Raw genomic sequence first — 13,927 nt, forward strand, 5'->3', positions numbered from 1 at the left:
AGTGCCTCCCGGGTCAGTCGAGGCGCGAGCGCACGAGGGCGCGCGACACGGCGAGAACAATGAAGGAGATCACGAACAGGATGAATCCCAGCTGAAGCAGCGAGGTCAGCTTCAGCGAGCCGATGGAGGCTTCGGGAAACTCGTTCGCGATGGTGGAGGCGATGGTGGCGCCGGGGGCGAAGAGCGATGCCGAGAGGCGGGTCGCGTTGCCGATGACGAAGGTCACGGCCATGGTCTCACCCAGCGCGCGGCCAAGGCCCAGCATGATGGCGCCCACCATGGCGGTGCGGCCATAGGGGACAGAGACGTTCTTATAGACCTCGAAGGTGGTGCAGCCGACGCCGTAGGCGGATTCCTTCAGCATGGGCGGCACAGATTCGAGGGTCTCCACGAACATGGCGGTGATGAAGGGGACGATCATGATCGCCAGGATCACGCCGGCGGTCAGCATGCCAGAGCCGAGCGGGGGACCCTGGAACAGGGCGCCGAGCACCGGGATCGGGCCGAGCCAATCGATGAGGGGAGGCTGCACATAGGCCGCAATGAGCGGCACGATGACGAAGAAGCCCCACATGCCATAGATGATGGAAGGCACGGCCGCGAGGAGCTGCACGGCGACGCCGATGGGGCGCTTCAAGCCCTGGGGCGCGATCTCGGTGAGGAAGAAGGCGATGCCGAACGACAAAGGCAGCGCCACCACGACCGCGATCACGGAGCTGAGCAGCGTCCCGTAGATCATGACCAGCGCGCCGAAATTCTCGGTCACCGGGTTCCAGTTGGAGCTCCAGATGAAGTCGAGCCCGAAATGCTGAAGGGCCGGCAAGCCGCCCTTGAACAGCTGGGCGATGATGAGCCCGAGCAGCAGCAGCACGAGCATGCCGCAGGCCCAGAGGGTGCCGACGAACACGGCATCCGCCAGCGCGCCCCTGGGCTTCGCCTTGTCGATGGGCGTCAGCGCCCCCGCCTTTACCTGTTCGATCGTTGCGTCCATTGCCCGCTCATCCCCAGTAGCGCCCGCCACGCGGTCGCGTGGCCCCGATTGGCTCCGCGCGAACGGTTCGCGCACGGCCGAACATTGCGTGTCTTCTGGCTCGAGGCGGCCGCCGCGGCTCATGCGGGAGGCTTCGTCCGCCTTGGGCCTCATCGCTCATCCGGTTCGGCCGCGCTCCACGTCAGGGGGCAGCCTGTTCCGAGGGACTGGCGATGGTGCTGACTGTCACAAACACCAGGAGCCTTCGCTCCATCCGTGCTTGGCCCGGACGCTTGCGCAGCCGGGCCAGGCCGAAAATCCCGCCGCGCGAACCGCGTGGCGGGATAGATCCCTCAGGATCAGAGGACGGGCTTGCCGTCCGCGGTCTTCACTTCCGCCTTCCAGGCGTCCTTGATCTTGGCGACCACGGACTCCGGCAGCGGGATGTAGTGGAGCTTCTCGGCGATCTCGCGACCTTCCTTGCCATAGGCCCACTCGAAGAACTTCATGGCTTCGCGGGAAGCGTCCACGTTGGTGGGGTTCTTCGGGAGAAGGATGTAGGTGGCGCTCACGATCGGCCAGGCGGTCTCGCCGGCGGTGTTGATCATGGAAGCGGCGAAGTCCTTCGCATTCGCCCAGTCGGCGGCAGCGGCGGCTTCCTCGAAGGCCTTCTCGGACGGCTTGACGAACTTGCCGGCCTTGTTCTGGAGCTGGGTGACGTTGAGCTTGTTGGAGGCAGCGTAGATGAACTCCACGTAGCCGATGCCGCCCTTCACGTTCTTCACGTTGCCGGTGACGCCCTCATTGCCCTTGGCGCCAGCGCCGGTCGGCCACTGCACAGAGGTGGCAGCACCCACCTTGGACTTCCACTCGGGGCTCACTTCCGAGAGGTAGGAGGTGAAGATGAAGGTCGTGCCCGAAGCATCAGACCGGTAGACCGGGACGATGGCGGTGGAGGGCAGCTTCAGGTCGGGATTGAGAGCGGCAATCGCCTTGTCGTCCCACTTGGTGATCTTGCCGAGATAGATGTCGGCGAGCAGCGGGCCGGTCAGCTTCAGGTTATCGGAGCCGACGCCGTCCAGGTTCACGGTGGCGACCACGGAGCCGATCACGGTGGGGAACTGGAGCAGGTTGGCAGCGGCCAGCTTGTCGCTCGCGACCGGCGCGTCGGAGGCGCCGAAGTCAACGGTGCGGTTCGTGATCTGGTTCACGCCGCCGCCAGAGCCGATGGACTGGTAGTTCAGGCCGTTGCCGGTCTTCTCTTTATACTTGGCTCCCCAAGACTGGTAGACAGGAGCCGGGAATGACGCGCCGGCGCCATTGATGTCGACGGCAAAAGCATTGCCAGCGAACAGGGATCCGGCGAGCGCAAGCGCCGCGCCAAAAGCGGTGACGTGTTTCACGGGGTATCTCCTTGCCATTCCCAAGTCGCCCAAGGCCAAAAGCCGCGAGTGACGCGGGGCTTCGACCTTCTAACGGCGTGGCGCCACCGTTCTATGACCGACCGGTGACACCTTAATGACGGCTCATGCCTTTGAAGACGAAGAGATTTTTTCCCGTTCCGCGATTCGCTCCATGCGGACTGCGAACGTGGCTCCCTCTCCGGGCCGGCTGTCGATGAGGAGACGGCCCCGGTGCCGGGCCACGATGTGCTTGACGATGGCAAGGCCGAGGCCCGTGCCGCCCTGCTCGCGGCTGGCCGCCACGTCGGCGCGATAAAAGCGCTCCGTCAGGCGCGGCAGGTCCTCCGCCGCGATGCCCGGCCCGAAGTCCCGCACGGCGATCACCACAGCCTCGCCTTTGCCCTCGCTCTCGGCAGCCAGGGTCACGTCCACCCGTTTGCCGGAGGCCCCGTATTTCAGGGCATTCTCCACCAGGTTCTCGAACAGGCGGATCAGCTCGTCCCGGTCGCCCAGCACCATGAAGGGGCCGCCCTCCCGGTGCACGGCCAGTTCCACGCCCCGTTCCCGCGCCAGGGGGCTGAGCGTCTCGCACACATGGCCCATCAGGCCGCCCACTTCCATGGGCGTCTCGGGGCGCACATGGGCGTTCAGCTCGATGCGGGAGAGGGAGAGCAGGTCGTCGATGAGGCGCGACATGCGCCGCGCCTGCGCCGCCATGATGCCGAGAAAGCGCTCGCGCGCCGCCGCATCGTTGCGGGCGGGGCCTTGCAGGGTCTCGATGAAGCCGGACAGGGAGGCGAGTGGGGTGCGAAGCTCGTGGCTGGCATTGGCCACGAAGTCGGCGCGCATCTGCTCCACCCGGCGCTGCTGGGTCAGGTCGCGGAAGGTCAGCAGCACGGCATCAGGGGCACGGATCTTGGCGCCCTTGGCCTCACCGCCCTCCGGATCGAGCCGCAGGGGGACGATGTGCGCCTCCAGCCACCGGTCCAGCGGAATGCGCTCGCCGAATTCCACCCGCCGGGGAATGCCATCCTGCGCGCATTCGCGCACCGCCTCCAGAACCTCGGGCACCCGCACCACGAAGGACAGCGGATCGCCCACGCGGGCCGGCCCGATAGCCAGGGCCACGCGCTCATTGGCGGTGAGGATGTCGCCTTCGGTGGTCAGGAGAAGCGCCGGCTCCGGCAGCGCCGCCACCAGCGCGCCCATCTGAGACGTGACGCGGCGCGCCGGGCGCGGGGGCTCGACGGCCTCGACCGTCTCGATCACAGCCGGCGGAGGGACCGGCTGGAGCGCCCATTGCCCGCCCGCCATGCCGAGCACCATCAGCGCGAACGCGCCCGCGCCCAGGAGCGGATCGGCCAGAAGGCCCACCGCGAGGGACACCAGGATCACGACGGTTGCGAAGACGATGCGCGGCGCCACCTGAACTCACTCCCCGCAGACAGCCGACCCGCGCCGGCAGTGTCACCCTTACCGGGTGCCAGAGGACGCCGGTCGCTGAATTTTGATATGGTGGGATGCTTTGACGAACACAATAAGACAGCCGTCGCCAAACCGCCGCAAGGGCATGCAATGACCATGTCCCAGGATTGGCACCGTTGCGGCCGCCCCACTGGGGTGTGGCCTATGGCGGCAACAACCCGTCCCTTTTCAGCGGGCCAGCGCCCGAACCAAGGATGGCATATGAAGGTTCATCGCTCGCTTCGATCCCTGATCGCCGGTTCGCTTTTGTCCACCTGCGCCCTCGGCGCGGCGCTGGCGGAGCCGGTCCCCCTCCCCTCCGTGGATTTCGCCCTCAAGGCCAAGGCCAAGGATGACGCAGTGGTCGAGCTCTGGCACGCCGGGGACAAGATGCGGGTTGTGGTCAACGGGCCGCGCCTGCCGGCCACGGTGGCCGGTATCGTCGACATGAAGCGGGCGACCATGGTCATGCTATTGCCGGACATGCCGAAGATGGCGGTGGAGGCGGAGGTGCCCGACGCTTATCGCACCGCCGTGGTGACGGGCGAGGGCACGAAGGTTGGCACCAGCCAGGTGATCGGCGAGGCCTGCGACCTGTGGAAGATCACCACTTCCAAGACCGTGAAGACCCCCGTGGTCTCCTGCATCACGGCGGATGGGATCGTGCTGAGCACCGATGTGGAGGTGAAGGGAAAACAGGAGCGCGCCTATGAGGTGACGAGCCTTACACGCGGGCCACAGGACCCTTCCTTGTTCCGCCTGCCGCCCGGCACCCAATTGGTGAAAGTGCCGCCGGGCGCGGCCAACATGCTTCCGGGCTTGATGCAGGGACTGGGCGGCCTCAAGCGCTAGCCCCCTCCCCTCGCCCTGAACCGCTGAGCGCGCGATCCGATCAGAGTGGCTCACGCTGGTCGGTGAAGCGCCTTCCAACTCATTGATAGAGCATGCGAAGGGTGGCGCCTGTCTCGTCGAGACATCGGAGGGCCATGCACCGACCAGCCCGGGCCGGCCGCGTCGTCGGCTCCGGGCTGTCTTTGGCACCCTCTGGATTGGCCTATTCGGCGGCGTCCTTGCGGGGGGCTTCGGCCAGGGCTCCCACCATCGGCGCCGACCGGCCGGCCCGCCGGCGCAGCGAGATCATCAGTTCGCGCGATCCCAGCAGCAGCAGGGAGAAGGCGAACGGCACGATGTAATAGAAGAGGCGGAACAGGAGCAGCGCGCCCACCATCTCTTCCTTGTCGAACTGCGGCAGGGCCACCAGCAGCGCCGCATCGAACACGCCGAGGCCGCCGGGGGCATGGCTGGCAAATCCCAGCAGCGTCGCCGTGACGAAGATCACCGCCAGGGAAATGGGATCGATATAGGGGCTCGCCGGCATCAGCATGTACATGGCGGCGGCGCACAGGCTGAGGTCCAGGATGCCGATGCCGATCTGCAGCAAGGTGGTGGGACCGGCGGGAAGGATCACGAACCAGTCGGACTTGCCGATCTTGCGCGGCGCCAGACTCACCCACACCACATAGGCCACCAGGCCGGCAAGTGCGCCAAGGCCGATGAGGCGGTTGATGAAGGGCGGCAGTTGGTCCACCGCCGTGGCGGCTTCCGGATGAAGCGTGATGCCGAGGCCGAGCACGGCGATATTGCCCAGCCAGAAGGTGAGCCCCGCGACGAAGCAGATCTTGGCCACATCGACGGCGGTCAGGCCCCAGGCGGAATAGATGCGATAGCGCACCGAGCCGCCGGTCAGAACCGTGAAGCCCACATTGTGCCCCACCGAATAGGAGCAGAAGCCCGCCAGCGCGGCGACGCGATAGGGCACATGTTTGCGCCCGATGGTTCGCAGGGCGAAGAAGTCATAGAAGGTCAAGGTCAGGTAGGCGAGCGCCACCAGCACGAAGGCCGCCACCACATGCACCGGATCCTTGTTGCGCAAGGCTTCCAGCACCTGGTCGAACTTCAGGTCGTGCAGCATGCGATAGAGCACGACGACCGCGAAGGCGATGATGGCGAGACTTAACACGAGGCCGAGGCCGTGCAGCCCAACCTTGTCGCGCAGGAATGGCCACACCTTGTTGCGTAACATCGTTCTCATTCCCCCTCGGCCCCGCCGCCGCCTGACGCAAACAAGCACGTTTGCCGCCGCTTTTGAATCTCTCTTGACGTTGGGGAGCCTCACTCTGCCAAAACGCTTGCGGCCGCACCGGTCAGCCCGCGGGAGCGGGCTCGCACAGGCATGCGGCCTGCACCTTTCATGAAGCTGACCGCCTGAGGCGGGGCCTGCATCGCGAGAGGTGCGCTTCTCCTAGACCCGCAACGCGGCCATCCCAAGGCAGGCCATGGGCTGCGTGTCCCGGGCCGCCCAAGCGCCAGCGGCAGCGCGGACAGCTCCGTTCCCGGCACTGCCACCCGCCCTTTCGCGGCGTCGCACCCCCGGCCTTTGGACCGCACCTGCGGGGGCGATCCGGTAACCGGGCCGCCCGCATGCGTCCTACATCTTAACGGGATAACCCAGTTCCATGGTGCGGTTGCGCGGCAGCCCGAAGCGATCCACCGACCGCTCCGCATTGCGCGCCAGGAAGGCGAAGATGTGGGCGATCACGTCCCGCGGCCGCAGCACCTCGTCGGGCGGGATGATGCGCTCGTGGCCGATCACATAGATGGATTCGTCTGGATCGATTCCGCGGGCACTCAAGGCCGGGCCGAGGACCGAGGGCACGTCGATCTGCTGCATATAGCCAAATCGCAGATCCACCCGCACGAAGCCGCCCTCCAGCAGCATCACCTTCACCCGGTCCTCCACCGACACGCGCGGACGCGAGGCGATCCAGACGGAGACGATGACGGCGCGCTCGAAGCGGATGTGCATCACATCCGCCATGCGCGAGAGGGCCACCGGCGTCATGGCCCCGGCGCGCGACAGGAAGATGGCGGTGCGCGGACTCACCCCGTCCTGGGCGCGCTCCTTGCGGGCGACGAAGCTGTCCAGCGGCTCGGTGAAGCGCACCTGCTGGGCGACCACCGCCTCAAGGCCGCGGCGCCAGGAGACCATCACCAGGATGACGATGCCCGCTATGGTCAGGGGCAGCCAGCCGCCATCGTGAATCTTGCTGAGATTGGCCACCGCGAAAGCCAGGTCGATGCTCAAGAGCCAGACGCCGAGCGCGATCACGGCGGGCTTGGGCCAGTTCCAGGCGCGGTTTACCTGGGCGATGAAGAGGATGGAGGTGGTCACCATGGCGAAGGCGACCGCGATGCCATAGGCGGAGGCGAGGCTGTCGGACGAGCCGAAGCCGAGCACAACTGCGATACAGGCGATCATCAACAGGAAGTTGAGCCGCCCCACATAAATATGCTGCTCGTTGTGTTCACTCGTGTAGCGCATGCGCATGGGCGGCAGATAGCCAAGCTCGATGGCCTGCTTGGCGAGCGAGAACACGCCGGTGATGATGGACTGGGACGCAATGACAGTGGCTGCGGTGGCCAGCAGCAGCAGGGGAATGACCAGGGGATCGGGGCACAGATTGTAGAAGGGATTGCTGACCGCGTTGGGATCGCTGAGCAGCAAGGCACCCTGGCCGAAATAATTGAGCAGCAGCGCGGGCATGGCGACCGCGAGCCAGGCGCGGGCGATCACTCTGCGGCCGAAATGGCCGAGGTCCGCATAAAGGGCCTCGCCGCCCGTAATGGCGAGGAAGCAAGCGCCGATGATGACGCCCGACAAGGCGCTGTGATCCTTGATGAGCTGGATGCCGTGTCGAGGATCGAGCCCCATCAGCACTTGAGGCGCCCGCAGGATCCCGTAGATGCCGAGCACGGCCAGCGAGCCGAACCACAACAGCATGATGGGCCCGTAGAAGGAGGCGATCCGCTCCGTTCCCGCCCGCTGCGAAATGAAGACGCCGGCAATCACCAGCACGGTCAGCGGCAGCACCCATTCATGCATGTGGGGCGAGATGACGCCCAAGCCCTCGATGGCCGAGAGCACGGACATGGCCGGGGTGAGCACGCCGTCGCCGATGAGCATGGACGCGCCCAGAAGACCCGCCGCCAGAAGATACCATCGCAGCCCGATGGCGCTGCGGTGCAGGTCCAGCAAGGTGACGAGGGCCAGGATGCCGCCTTCGCCGTCATTGTCGGCGCGCAGAACCAGCATCACATATTTGATCGTCACCGAGAGGATGATCGACCAGGTGATGAGGGACAAAAGGCCAAGCACGTCGCTGGCCAGGAAGTTCTCACCGCCCACCGCAAGCACGCCCTGCTTGAGCGCGTAGAGGGGGCTGGTGCCGATGTCGCCGAAGACGACGCCCAGCGCCCCGATCTCGGCGGCGAAAGGCAGGATGCGTTTGCGGTCTCGGAGGACGCTCGAGCGCATGTCACAAAGCCCAGAGGATCACCGGGGGACCGACCATTGGATGCACGGGCGCCCCGCAGGCGACCCGACTGCAGCCGAAGCACGGCCCGTCGCGCACCACACGCGGCGCACGGAAAGGCCCTGATGGCGGCGGGAGCACGAAGGCAAAGCATCGAACCCGTCGAAGAACACGTCCAAGACCGCCCCCCAGCCACGCCACGAACCAAGCGCCGCGCAAGTCTCACACCTAGCCCCGATTGCCTTGCGTGACAATGACAGATGCGGAGCGCACCGGCCCGACGGCCGGCGACAAAAAACCCCGGCGCGGAGGCCGCGCCGGGGGGATGTGCGGGAAACCAATCGCTGTGAGCCCGTCTGGGCTCAGTAGCGATAATGTTCGGGCTTGAACGGGCCGGTCTGCGCCACGCCGATATAGGCGGACTGCTCGTCGGAGAGGCGCGTCAGCTTGACGCCGATCTTCTCCAGGTGAAGCATCGCCACCTTCTCATCCAGGTGCTTGGGCAGGGTGTAGACCTTCTTGTCGTACTGCCCGGGCTTGGTCCACAGCTCGATCTGGGCCAGCGTCTGGTTGGTGAAGGACGCCGACATCACGAAGCTGGGATGGCCGGTGGCATTGCCCAGGTTCACCAGGCGGCCTTCCGAGAGCAGGATGATGCGCTTCTTGTCGGGGAACTCGACCTCGTCCACCTGCGGCTTCACATTGTGCCACTTGAAGTTCTTCAGAGCGGCGACCTGGATCTCGCTGTCGAAGTGGCCGATGTTGCAGACGATGGCGCGGTCCTTCATGGCCCGCATGTGGTCGACCGTAATGACGTCCAGGTTGCCGGTGGCAGTCACGAAGATGTCGGCGCGCGGCGCGGCATCTTCCATGGTGGTGACCTCATAGCCTTCCATCGCCGCCTGGAGCGCGCAGATGGGATCGACTTCGGACACCATCACGCGGCAGCCGGCATTGCGCAGCGAGGCGGCCGAGCCTTTGCCCACGTCGCCGAAGCCGGCGATCATGGCGACCTTGCCGGCCATCATCACGTCGGTGCCACGACGGATGCCGTCCACCAGGCTCTCGCGGCAGCCATAGAGGTTGTCGAACTTCGACTTGGTGACGCTGTCATTCACGTTGATGGCGGGCCACAGCAGCGTGCCCTTCTTCTGCATCTCGTAGAGACGATGCACGCCCGTGGTGGTCTCCTCGGTCACGCCACGGATGGACTTGGCCAGGGTGGTGTACCAGCCGGGCTTGTGCTTGAGGCGGCGCTTGATGGCGGCGAAGAGGACTTCCTCCTCCTCATTGGTGGCGCCATCGAGGAAGGCGGTGTCGCCCTGCTCGGCGCGCAGGCCGAGATGCACCAGGAGCGTGGCGTCGCCGCCGTCGTCCAGGATCATGTTCGGCGCACCGCCATCGGCCCACTCGAAGATGCGGTGGGTATATTCCCAGTACTCCTCCAGGGTCTCGCCCTTGATGGCGAAGACCGGGGTGCCGGCGGCCGCGATGGCGGCGGCGGCGTGATCCTGGGTCGAATAGATGTTGCACGAAGCCCAGCGCACATCGGCGCCGAGCGCCTTCAGGGTCTCGATCAGCACGCCGGTCTGGATGGTCATGTGCAGGGAGCCGGCGATGCGGGCGCCCTTCAGCGGCTGGGACGGGCCGTATTCCGCGCGGGTGGCCATCAGGCCGGGCATTTCGATCTCGGCGATGTCCAGTTCCTTGCGGCCCCAGTCGGCGAGACTGATGTCCTTGACCACGTAATCGGCACTCATGAGATTCACTCCGTCCGGGATTGCGGGCGCCCGGGATGCGCCTCCCCATCCTGGGAGCGATGTACCATGGCGCACCGGCCGCCGCAATCAAGATATAAACAAATGCTTATATCATTGAAAAGCCCTCCGGACTCCGCGACTTGCGTTCCCCGCATGCGAGCCCTGCGCTGCCTGCCGCAGCGTAAAAAGAGCAAGGCTTTGATTCTGGCCGTTTTTGTGCTATACAAACAGATACAGTCGATTGCTTCCTGAACCATCCGCATCGTGCCTGTACATCGGCGCATTCTCGGGAACATAGGGGCGAGAATTCGAGCATCCGGCCACAGCGGGACGGATGCGGCTGAACAGTAGTGGTCTTCGACTGATTATGAGCGGGTTGTCGGGCGTTCCGGCCGAGACCCAGTCGCCAGCGATAGGTGCAGCACCGCCTGGATAATACCGGACGCGGGCGGACGCGCGCCAACACGATCCGGCCCCCGGGCCGGATCAGGAGTGGTCAAGAGCATGTCGACAAAGAAGACTGCCCAGGTCCGCCTTGGTTTTAAGACGGGCGAGCATATCGTGTACCCCTCGCACGGCGTCGGTCGTATCATGGCCATCGAAGAACAGGAAGTGGCCGGCTTCAAGCTCGAACTGTTCGTCATCTCCTTCGAAAAGGACAAGATGACTCTCCGGGTTCCGGTACCCAAGATTGCCACCGTTGGCATGCGCAAGCTCTCCGAAGGTCCCGTCGTGGCCAAGGCGCTGGAGACCCTCAAGGGTCGCGCCCGCGTCAAGCGCACCATGTGGAGCCGCCGCGCCCAGGAATATGAAGCCAAGATCAATTCCGGCGACCTGATCGCCATTTCCGAAGTGGTGCGCGATCTCTACCGGTCCGACGCCCAGCCCGAGCAGTCCTATTCCGAGCGCCAGCTGTACGAAGCCGCGCTCGACCGGATGGCGCGCGAGCTGTCGGCCGTGCAGAACCTCACCGAGACCGAGTCCATCAAGCTGATCGAGCAGCACCTCCAGAAGGGTCCGCGCCGCGGCGCCGCCAAGGCGGAAGATGCGGAAGCCGATCTCGACGCCGATCTGGAAGCCGACGAGGCGGCCTGACCGCCACTTTCGGACGGCGCCGGATCACCTCGCCCCTCTCGACCCAAGGAAAAGGCCCGGGCGTCACCGCCCGGGCCTTTTTCACATCCAGACCTCTCCACATCAAGATCGCTCCCCCGTGACGCGCCCCGCAGGGGGCGCACCATCAGGCGTCACGCGAACAGGCTGTCGATGTCGTCTTGGGAGACCACGTTCTCGTCATCGGCCAGAGCCGGGCCGTTGAGCAGGGCCTCATCGCCTTCGCGGGGAATGATGCCGGCATCCTGGGCCACAGCGTCCGCGCCGCCCCAGATGTCGGTCATGCGCTGCACGCGCTGCTCGATGAACACCAGCAGCTTGACAACCTTGCGGATGCGCTGGCCGGTAATGTCCTGGAAGTTGCAGGCCTCGAATGTCTTGATGACATTGGCCTGGATTTCCTCGGCAATGCTGAGGTCATCTCCCGAAAGGCGGCCGAGCAGCGCGTTCACAGAGGTGTCGATGGCCTCGGCGCAGGACAGGATCGCCTCCGTGGCTTCCTCGGTGTCATAGACCACCGCATCCAGCTCGTCGGTGGCGCGGAAAAGTTTCTCGCCGCGCGTGCCTTCCGAATGGAGACTGGCAATCTCCGTCTTGGTGTTGCGGATGGCATCCTGGATGGTCTCGATGCCCGCCCAGAGGACGTTGCGGTCACGCTCGCGGTCTGCTTCCGGATCCCGCTGGTTGAACTTGGCGATCTCCGAGCGGATCTCCACCAATTCCTGCAGGACGCGGTTGAAATGGGCGTCCTCTGCCGCCGCCGGCTGGATGCCCGGCGGGACATCATTGACTGCGGGGGCAGCGGACCGGCCCGCCGTGGTTACCTCAATCCTGAAAGGTCGCCGGCTGGCCATCATGGACTCCTCCTGCCTGCTGCTTCGCCGTCGCTATTCTATAAATCGAAGCGGATTTCGCCGAAAGACCTCCCCCAACTGCCCCGCAAGCTCCGCGCAAGCTAAAATAGACTACAAAGCCAGCGTCATACCGGCGAGCTATCTGCCGGAATTACTTATCCCTGTGCCCCGCTGACGGAGTGAGCCATGGCGGTTGATTTGTCGATGCCGGTCCTTGTGGTGGACGATTACAAAACCATGGTCCGCATCATCCGGAACCTCTTGAAGCAGATCGGCTTCGATGATGTTGACGAGGCCTCGGACGGAACCGAAGCCCTGGCGAAGCTCAAAGAGCGTCGCTATGGACTTGTGATTTCCGACTGGAACATGGAGCCCATGACCGGCTACGAGCTCTTGAAGCGCGTGCGGGACGATGCGGATCTCGGCGAGATCCCCTTCATCATGGTCACCGCGGAAGCCAAATCCGAGAACGTGATCGCCGCCAAGAAGGCCGGCGTGAGCAACTACATCGTGAAGCCTTTCAATGCCCAGACCCTGAAGGGCAAGATCGACACGGTGTTCGAGGCCTGAGCTCCAAAGGCCGTGCCGCGCAGACGTGCGGCGCTGCCGGGTCCCTCAGGACCCGGCCTCCCCCTCTTCATCCCATCGACCGCTGCCGCTTCACCCGCCTGGCTCACCCGCCCGGCGGGTTGCGACGTTTGGGCCGCTGGGACCTGCCACATGGGGTACTTTCCGCACCCGCTTGCTCTCAGAGGCGTGTTGTTGTGCGCCGCGGAATGCCTGTTCATGGCCGAGCTTGCGCGGGGGCAGTCGAAGCTGAGTGGGATCGTTCCCAAATGATCCAGATCCGCGGTGAAGTCCGGTCCGATCCGAGCCCCGCCCAAGGCATGGATGGTATGGGGAAACCGGACCTACGTAGTTCGTCGTAGTTGAATCCTTCCAGTCTCCCTTTTCTTCGCCGGTTACCGGTCAAAACGGAGGGATTCTTCGATCCAAACGCGAATGACTTCAACTTGAGGCCGGCGGCGTCCAAACCTAATTGTTTACCCATCGGTTGAGCGCCAGACCAAAGACCCAAGCTCGACACCCAACCGGAAGATCTACTGTAGCAAAAGGGGGGACCCCACCATGTACGTTGTCGTCGATCACCGGGCCAGTGTCGCGGAAAGCTATGTCTCCAGCTTCGCCCGTGAAGGTTTTTCATCTCAGAGCTTCAGCAATGAAGAGTTCCGGGAGTGGATCAACACCGCTTCCGAAGCCGACATCGGCGCGGTCGAGAGCTTTCTCCTCGGTGACTTCGACGCCCGCCCAGCCTATGCGGAGATCATCCGCACCCACAGCCCGGCGCCCATCATCGCGCTCGCCGACATCAAGTGCCTGTCCCAGACGCTCGAACTCTTCACTGCCGGCATCGACGACGTGGTGCGCAAGCCGGTTCATGTGCGGGAAATCGTGGCGCGGGCCGACGCGGTGTGGAGGCGCCTGAACTCCGCCACCGGGCCCGCGCTCAGCGGTCGCCTTCAGGTCTATTTCGACGGCCGTGACCCCACCGTGGACGGCACCCCCCTGCCGCTGCCCCGGCGCGAGCGTCACATCCTCGAATACCTGGTCAAGAATTCCAAGCGCCGGGTCACCAAGACCCAGATCTTCAACACCATCTACGGCATCTTCAATGACGACGTGGATGAGAGCGTGGTCGAGGGCCACATGAGCAAGCTGCGCAAGAAGCTGCGCCTGCAGCTCGGCCACGAGGTTATCGATGCCAAGCGCTATCTTGGCTACCAGTTCATCGGGTGAGGCTCCTCCCACCCCGCCTCGCCCCGCGCCGGCCGCCCCGCCGCCGCGGGGCTTTTGTTTTCAAGGCCCTGCGAAGGCTCGGGAAACGCGAAGCCGGCAAGCCTGACGCCAGCTTGGGCGCCTAATCATGCCATGCGGCCGCACCCTCGCCGCTCGACCAAGATTTGAGCGGCCGCGCCGCCGCCCCCGCCTG

11 protein-coding genes are annotated in these 13,927 nt (G+C 65.0%); 4 read left to right on the forward strand and 7 right to left on the reverse strand.

Annotated features, from left to right (window positions below; genetic code table 11):
- Nucleotides 1-13 precede the first annotated feature (13 nt).
- From pstC to PV781_RS22255, 3 genes are all read right to left on the reverse strand, one after another.
- A complete protein-coding gene (gene pstC / locus PV781_RS22245; RefSeq protein ID WP_274777813.1) occupies nucleotides 14-991 on the reverse strand; it encodes a phosphate ABC transporter permease subunit PstC in 978 nt (325 codons plus the stop codon).
- Nucleotides 992-1,329: 338 nt separating this feature from the next.
- Nucleotides 1,330-2,373, reverse strand: coding sequence for a phosphate ABC transporter substrate-binding protein PstS (pstS, locus tag PV781_RS22250; protein WP_274777814.1), 1,044 nt, complete (start codon nucleotides 2,371-2,373; stop codon nucleotides 1,330-1,332).
- A 123-nt stretch (nucleotides 2,374-2,496) separates the two neighbouring features.
- A complete protein-coding gene (locus PV781_RS22255) occupies nucleotides 2,497-3,798 on the reverse strand; it encodes an ATP-binding protein (protein ID WP_274777815.1) in 1,302 nt (433 codons plus the stop codon).
- A 261-nt stretch (nucleotides 3,799-4,059) separates the two neighbouring features.
- Here PV781_RS22255 and PV781_RS22260 point away from each other — a divergent pair, with 261 nt between their 5' ends.
- The gene (locus PV781_RS22260) at nucleotides 4,060-4,689 is read left to right on the forward strand and encodes a hypothetical protein (protein WP_274777816.1); all 630 of its coding nucleotides are present in this window, start codon (nucleotides 4,060-4,062) and stop codon (nucleotides 4,687-4,689) included.
- Nucleotides 4,690-4,891: 202 nt separating this feature from the next.
- On the opposite strand, the gene PV781_RS22265 is transcribed toward PV781_RS22260, so the two are convergent.
- From PV781_RS22265 to ahcY, 3 genes are all read right to left on the reverse strand, one after another.
- Entirely contained in the window at nucleotides 4,892-5,929 is a 1,038-nt protein-coding gene (locus PV781_RS22265) for a lysylphosphatidylglycerol synthase domain-containing protein (RefSeq protein ID WP_425532452.1), read from the reverse strand.
- 396 nt (nucleotides 5,930-6,325) lie between these two features.
- The gene (locus PV781_RS22270; protein WP_274777818.1) at nucleotides 6,326-8,212 is read right to left on the reverse strand and encodes a potassium transporter Kup; all 1,887 of its coding nucleotides are present in this window, start codon (nucleotides 8,210-8,212) and stop codon (nucleotides 6,326-6,328) included.
- Between the two features lie 360 nt (nucleotides 8,213-8,572).
- Nucleotides 8,573-9,970 (reverse strand): adenosylhomocysteinase, encoded by a 1,398-nt coding sequence (gene ahcY, locus PV781_RS22275; protein ID WP_274777819.1) that lies wholly within the window; start codon nucleotides 9,968-9,970, stop codon nucleotides 8,573-8,575.
- Between the two features lie 591 nt (nucleotides 9,971-10,561).
- Between ahcY and PV781_RS22280 the strand changes: the two genes are divergently transcribed.
- Nucleotides 10,562-11,065 (forward strand): CarD family transcriptional regulator, encoded by a 504-nt coding sequence (locus PV781_RS22280; protein ID WP_425532453.1) that lies wholly within the window; start codon nucleotides 10,562-10,564, stop codon nucleotides 11,063-11,065.
- 152 nt (nucleotides 11,066-11,217) lie between these two features.
- Here the strand turns inward: PV781_RS22280 and PV781_RS22285 are convergent, their stop codons facing one another.
- Nucleotides 11,218-11,940, reverse strand: a complete 723-nt coding sequence (locus PV781_RS22285) for a protein phosphatase CheZ (RefSeq protein WP_274777820.1) — start codon at nucleotides 11,938-11,940, stop codon at nucleotides 11,218-11,220.
- 183 nt (nucleotides 11,941-12,123) lie between these two features.
- On the opposite strand from PV781_RS22285, the gene PV781_RS22290 reads away from it, so the two are divergent.
- On the forward strand, nucleotides 12,124-12,507 hold the full coding sequence (locus PV781_RS22290; RefSeq protein ID WP_274777821.1) for a response regulator: 384 nt from the start codon (nucleotides 12,124-12,126) through the stop codon (nucleotides 12,505-12,507).
- Nucleotides 12,508-13,065: 558 nt separating this feature from the next.
- On the forward strand, nucleotides 13,066-13,734 hold the full coding sequence (locus PV781_RS22295) for a response regulator transcription factor (RefSeq protein WP_274777822.1): 669 nt from the start codon (nucleotides 13,066-13,068) through the stop codon (nucleotides 13,732-13,734).
- Nucleotides 13,735-13,927: the final 193 nt, after the last annotated feature.

This window comes from Aquabacter sediminis (assembly GCF_028863665.1).
GTDB lineage: Bacteria > Pseudomonadota > Alphaproteobacteria > Rhizobiales > Xanthobacteraceae > L1I39.

What these genes read in the sequence shown, in the direction of transcription:
- pstC (WP_274777813.1), bottom strand. Translation starts at nt 991, where the DNA reads ATGGACGCAACGATCGAACAGGTAAAGGCGGGGGCGCTGACGCCCATC.
- PV781_RS22260 (WP_274777816.1), top strand. Translation starts at nt 4,060, where the DNA reads ATGAAGGTTCATCGCTCGCTTCGATCCCTGATCGCCGGTTCGCTTTTG.
- PV781_RS22265 (WP_425532452.1), bottom strand. Translation starts at nt 5,929, where the DNA reads ATGAGAACGATGTTACGCAACAAGGTGTGGCCATTCCTGCGCGACAAG.
- PV781_RS22270 (WP_274777818.1), bottom strand. Translation starts at nt 8,212, where the DNA reads ATGCGCTCGAGCGTCCTCCGAGACCGCAAACGCATCCTGCCTTTCGCC.
- ahcY (WP_274777819.1), bottom strand. Translation starts at nt 9,970, where the DNA reads ATGAGTGCCGATTACGTGGTCAAGGACATCAGTCTCGCCGACTGGGGC.
- PV781_RS22280 (WP_425532453.1), top strand. Translation starts at nt 10,562, where the DNA reads ATGGCCATCGAAGAACAGGAAGTGGCCGGCTTCAAGCTCGAACTGTTC.
- PV781_RS22285 (WP_274777820.1), bottom strand. Translation starts at nt 11,940, where the DNA reads ATGATGGCCAGCCGGCGACCTTTCAGGATTGAGGTAACCACGGCGGGC.
- PV781_RS22290 (WP_274777821.1), top strand. Translation starts at nt 12,124, where the DNA reads ATGGCGGTTGATTTGTCGATGCCGGTCCTTGTGGTGGACGATTACAAA.
- PV781_RS22295 (WP_274777822.1), top strand. Translation starts at nt 13,066, where the DNA reads ATGTACGTTGTCGTCGATCACCGGGCCAGTGTCGCGGAAAGCTATGTC.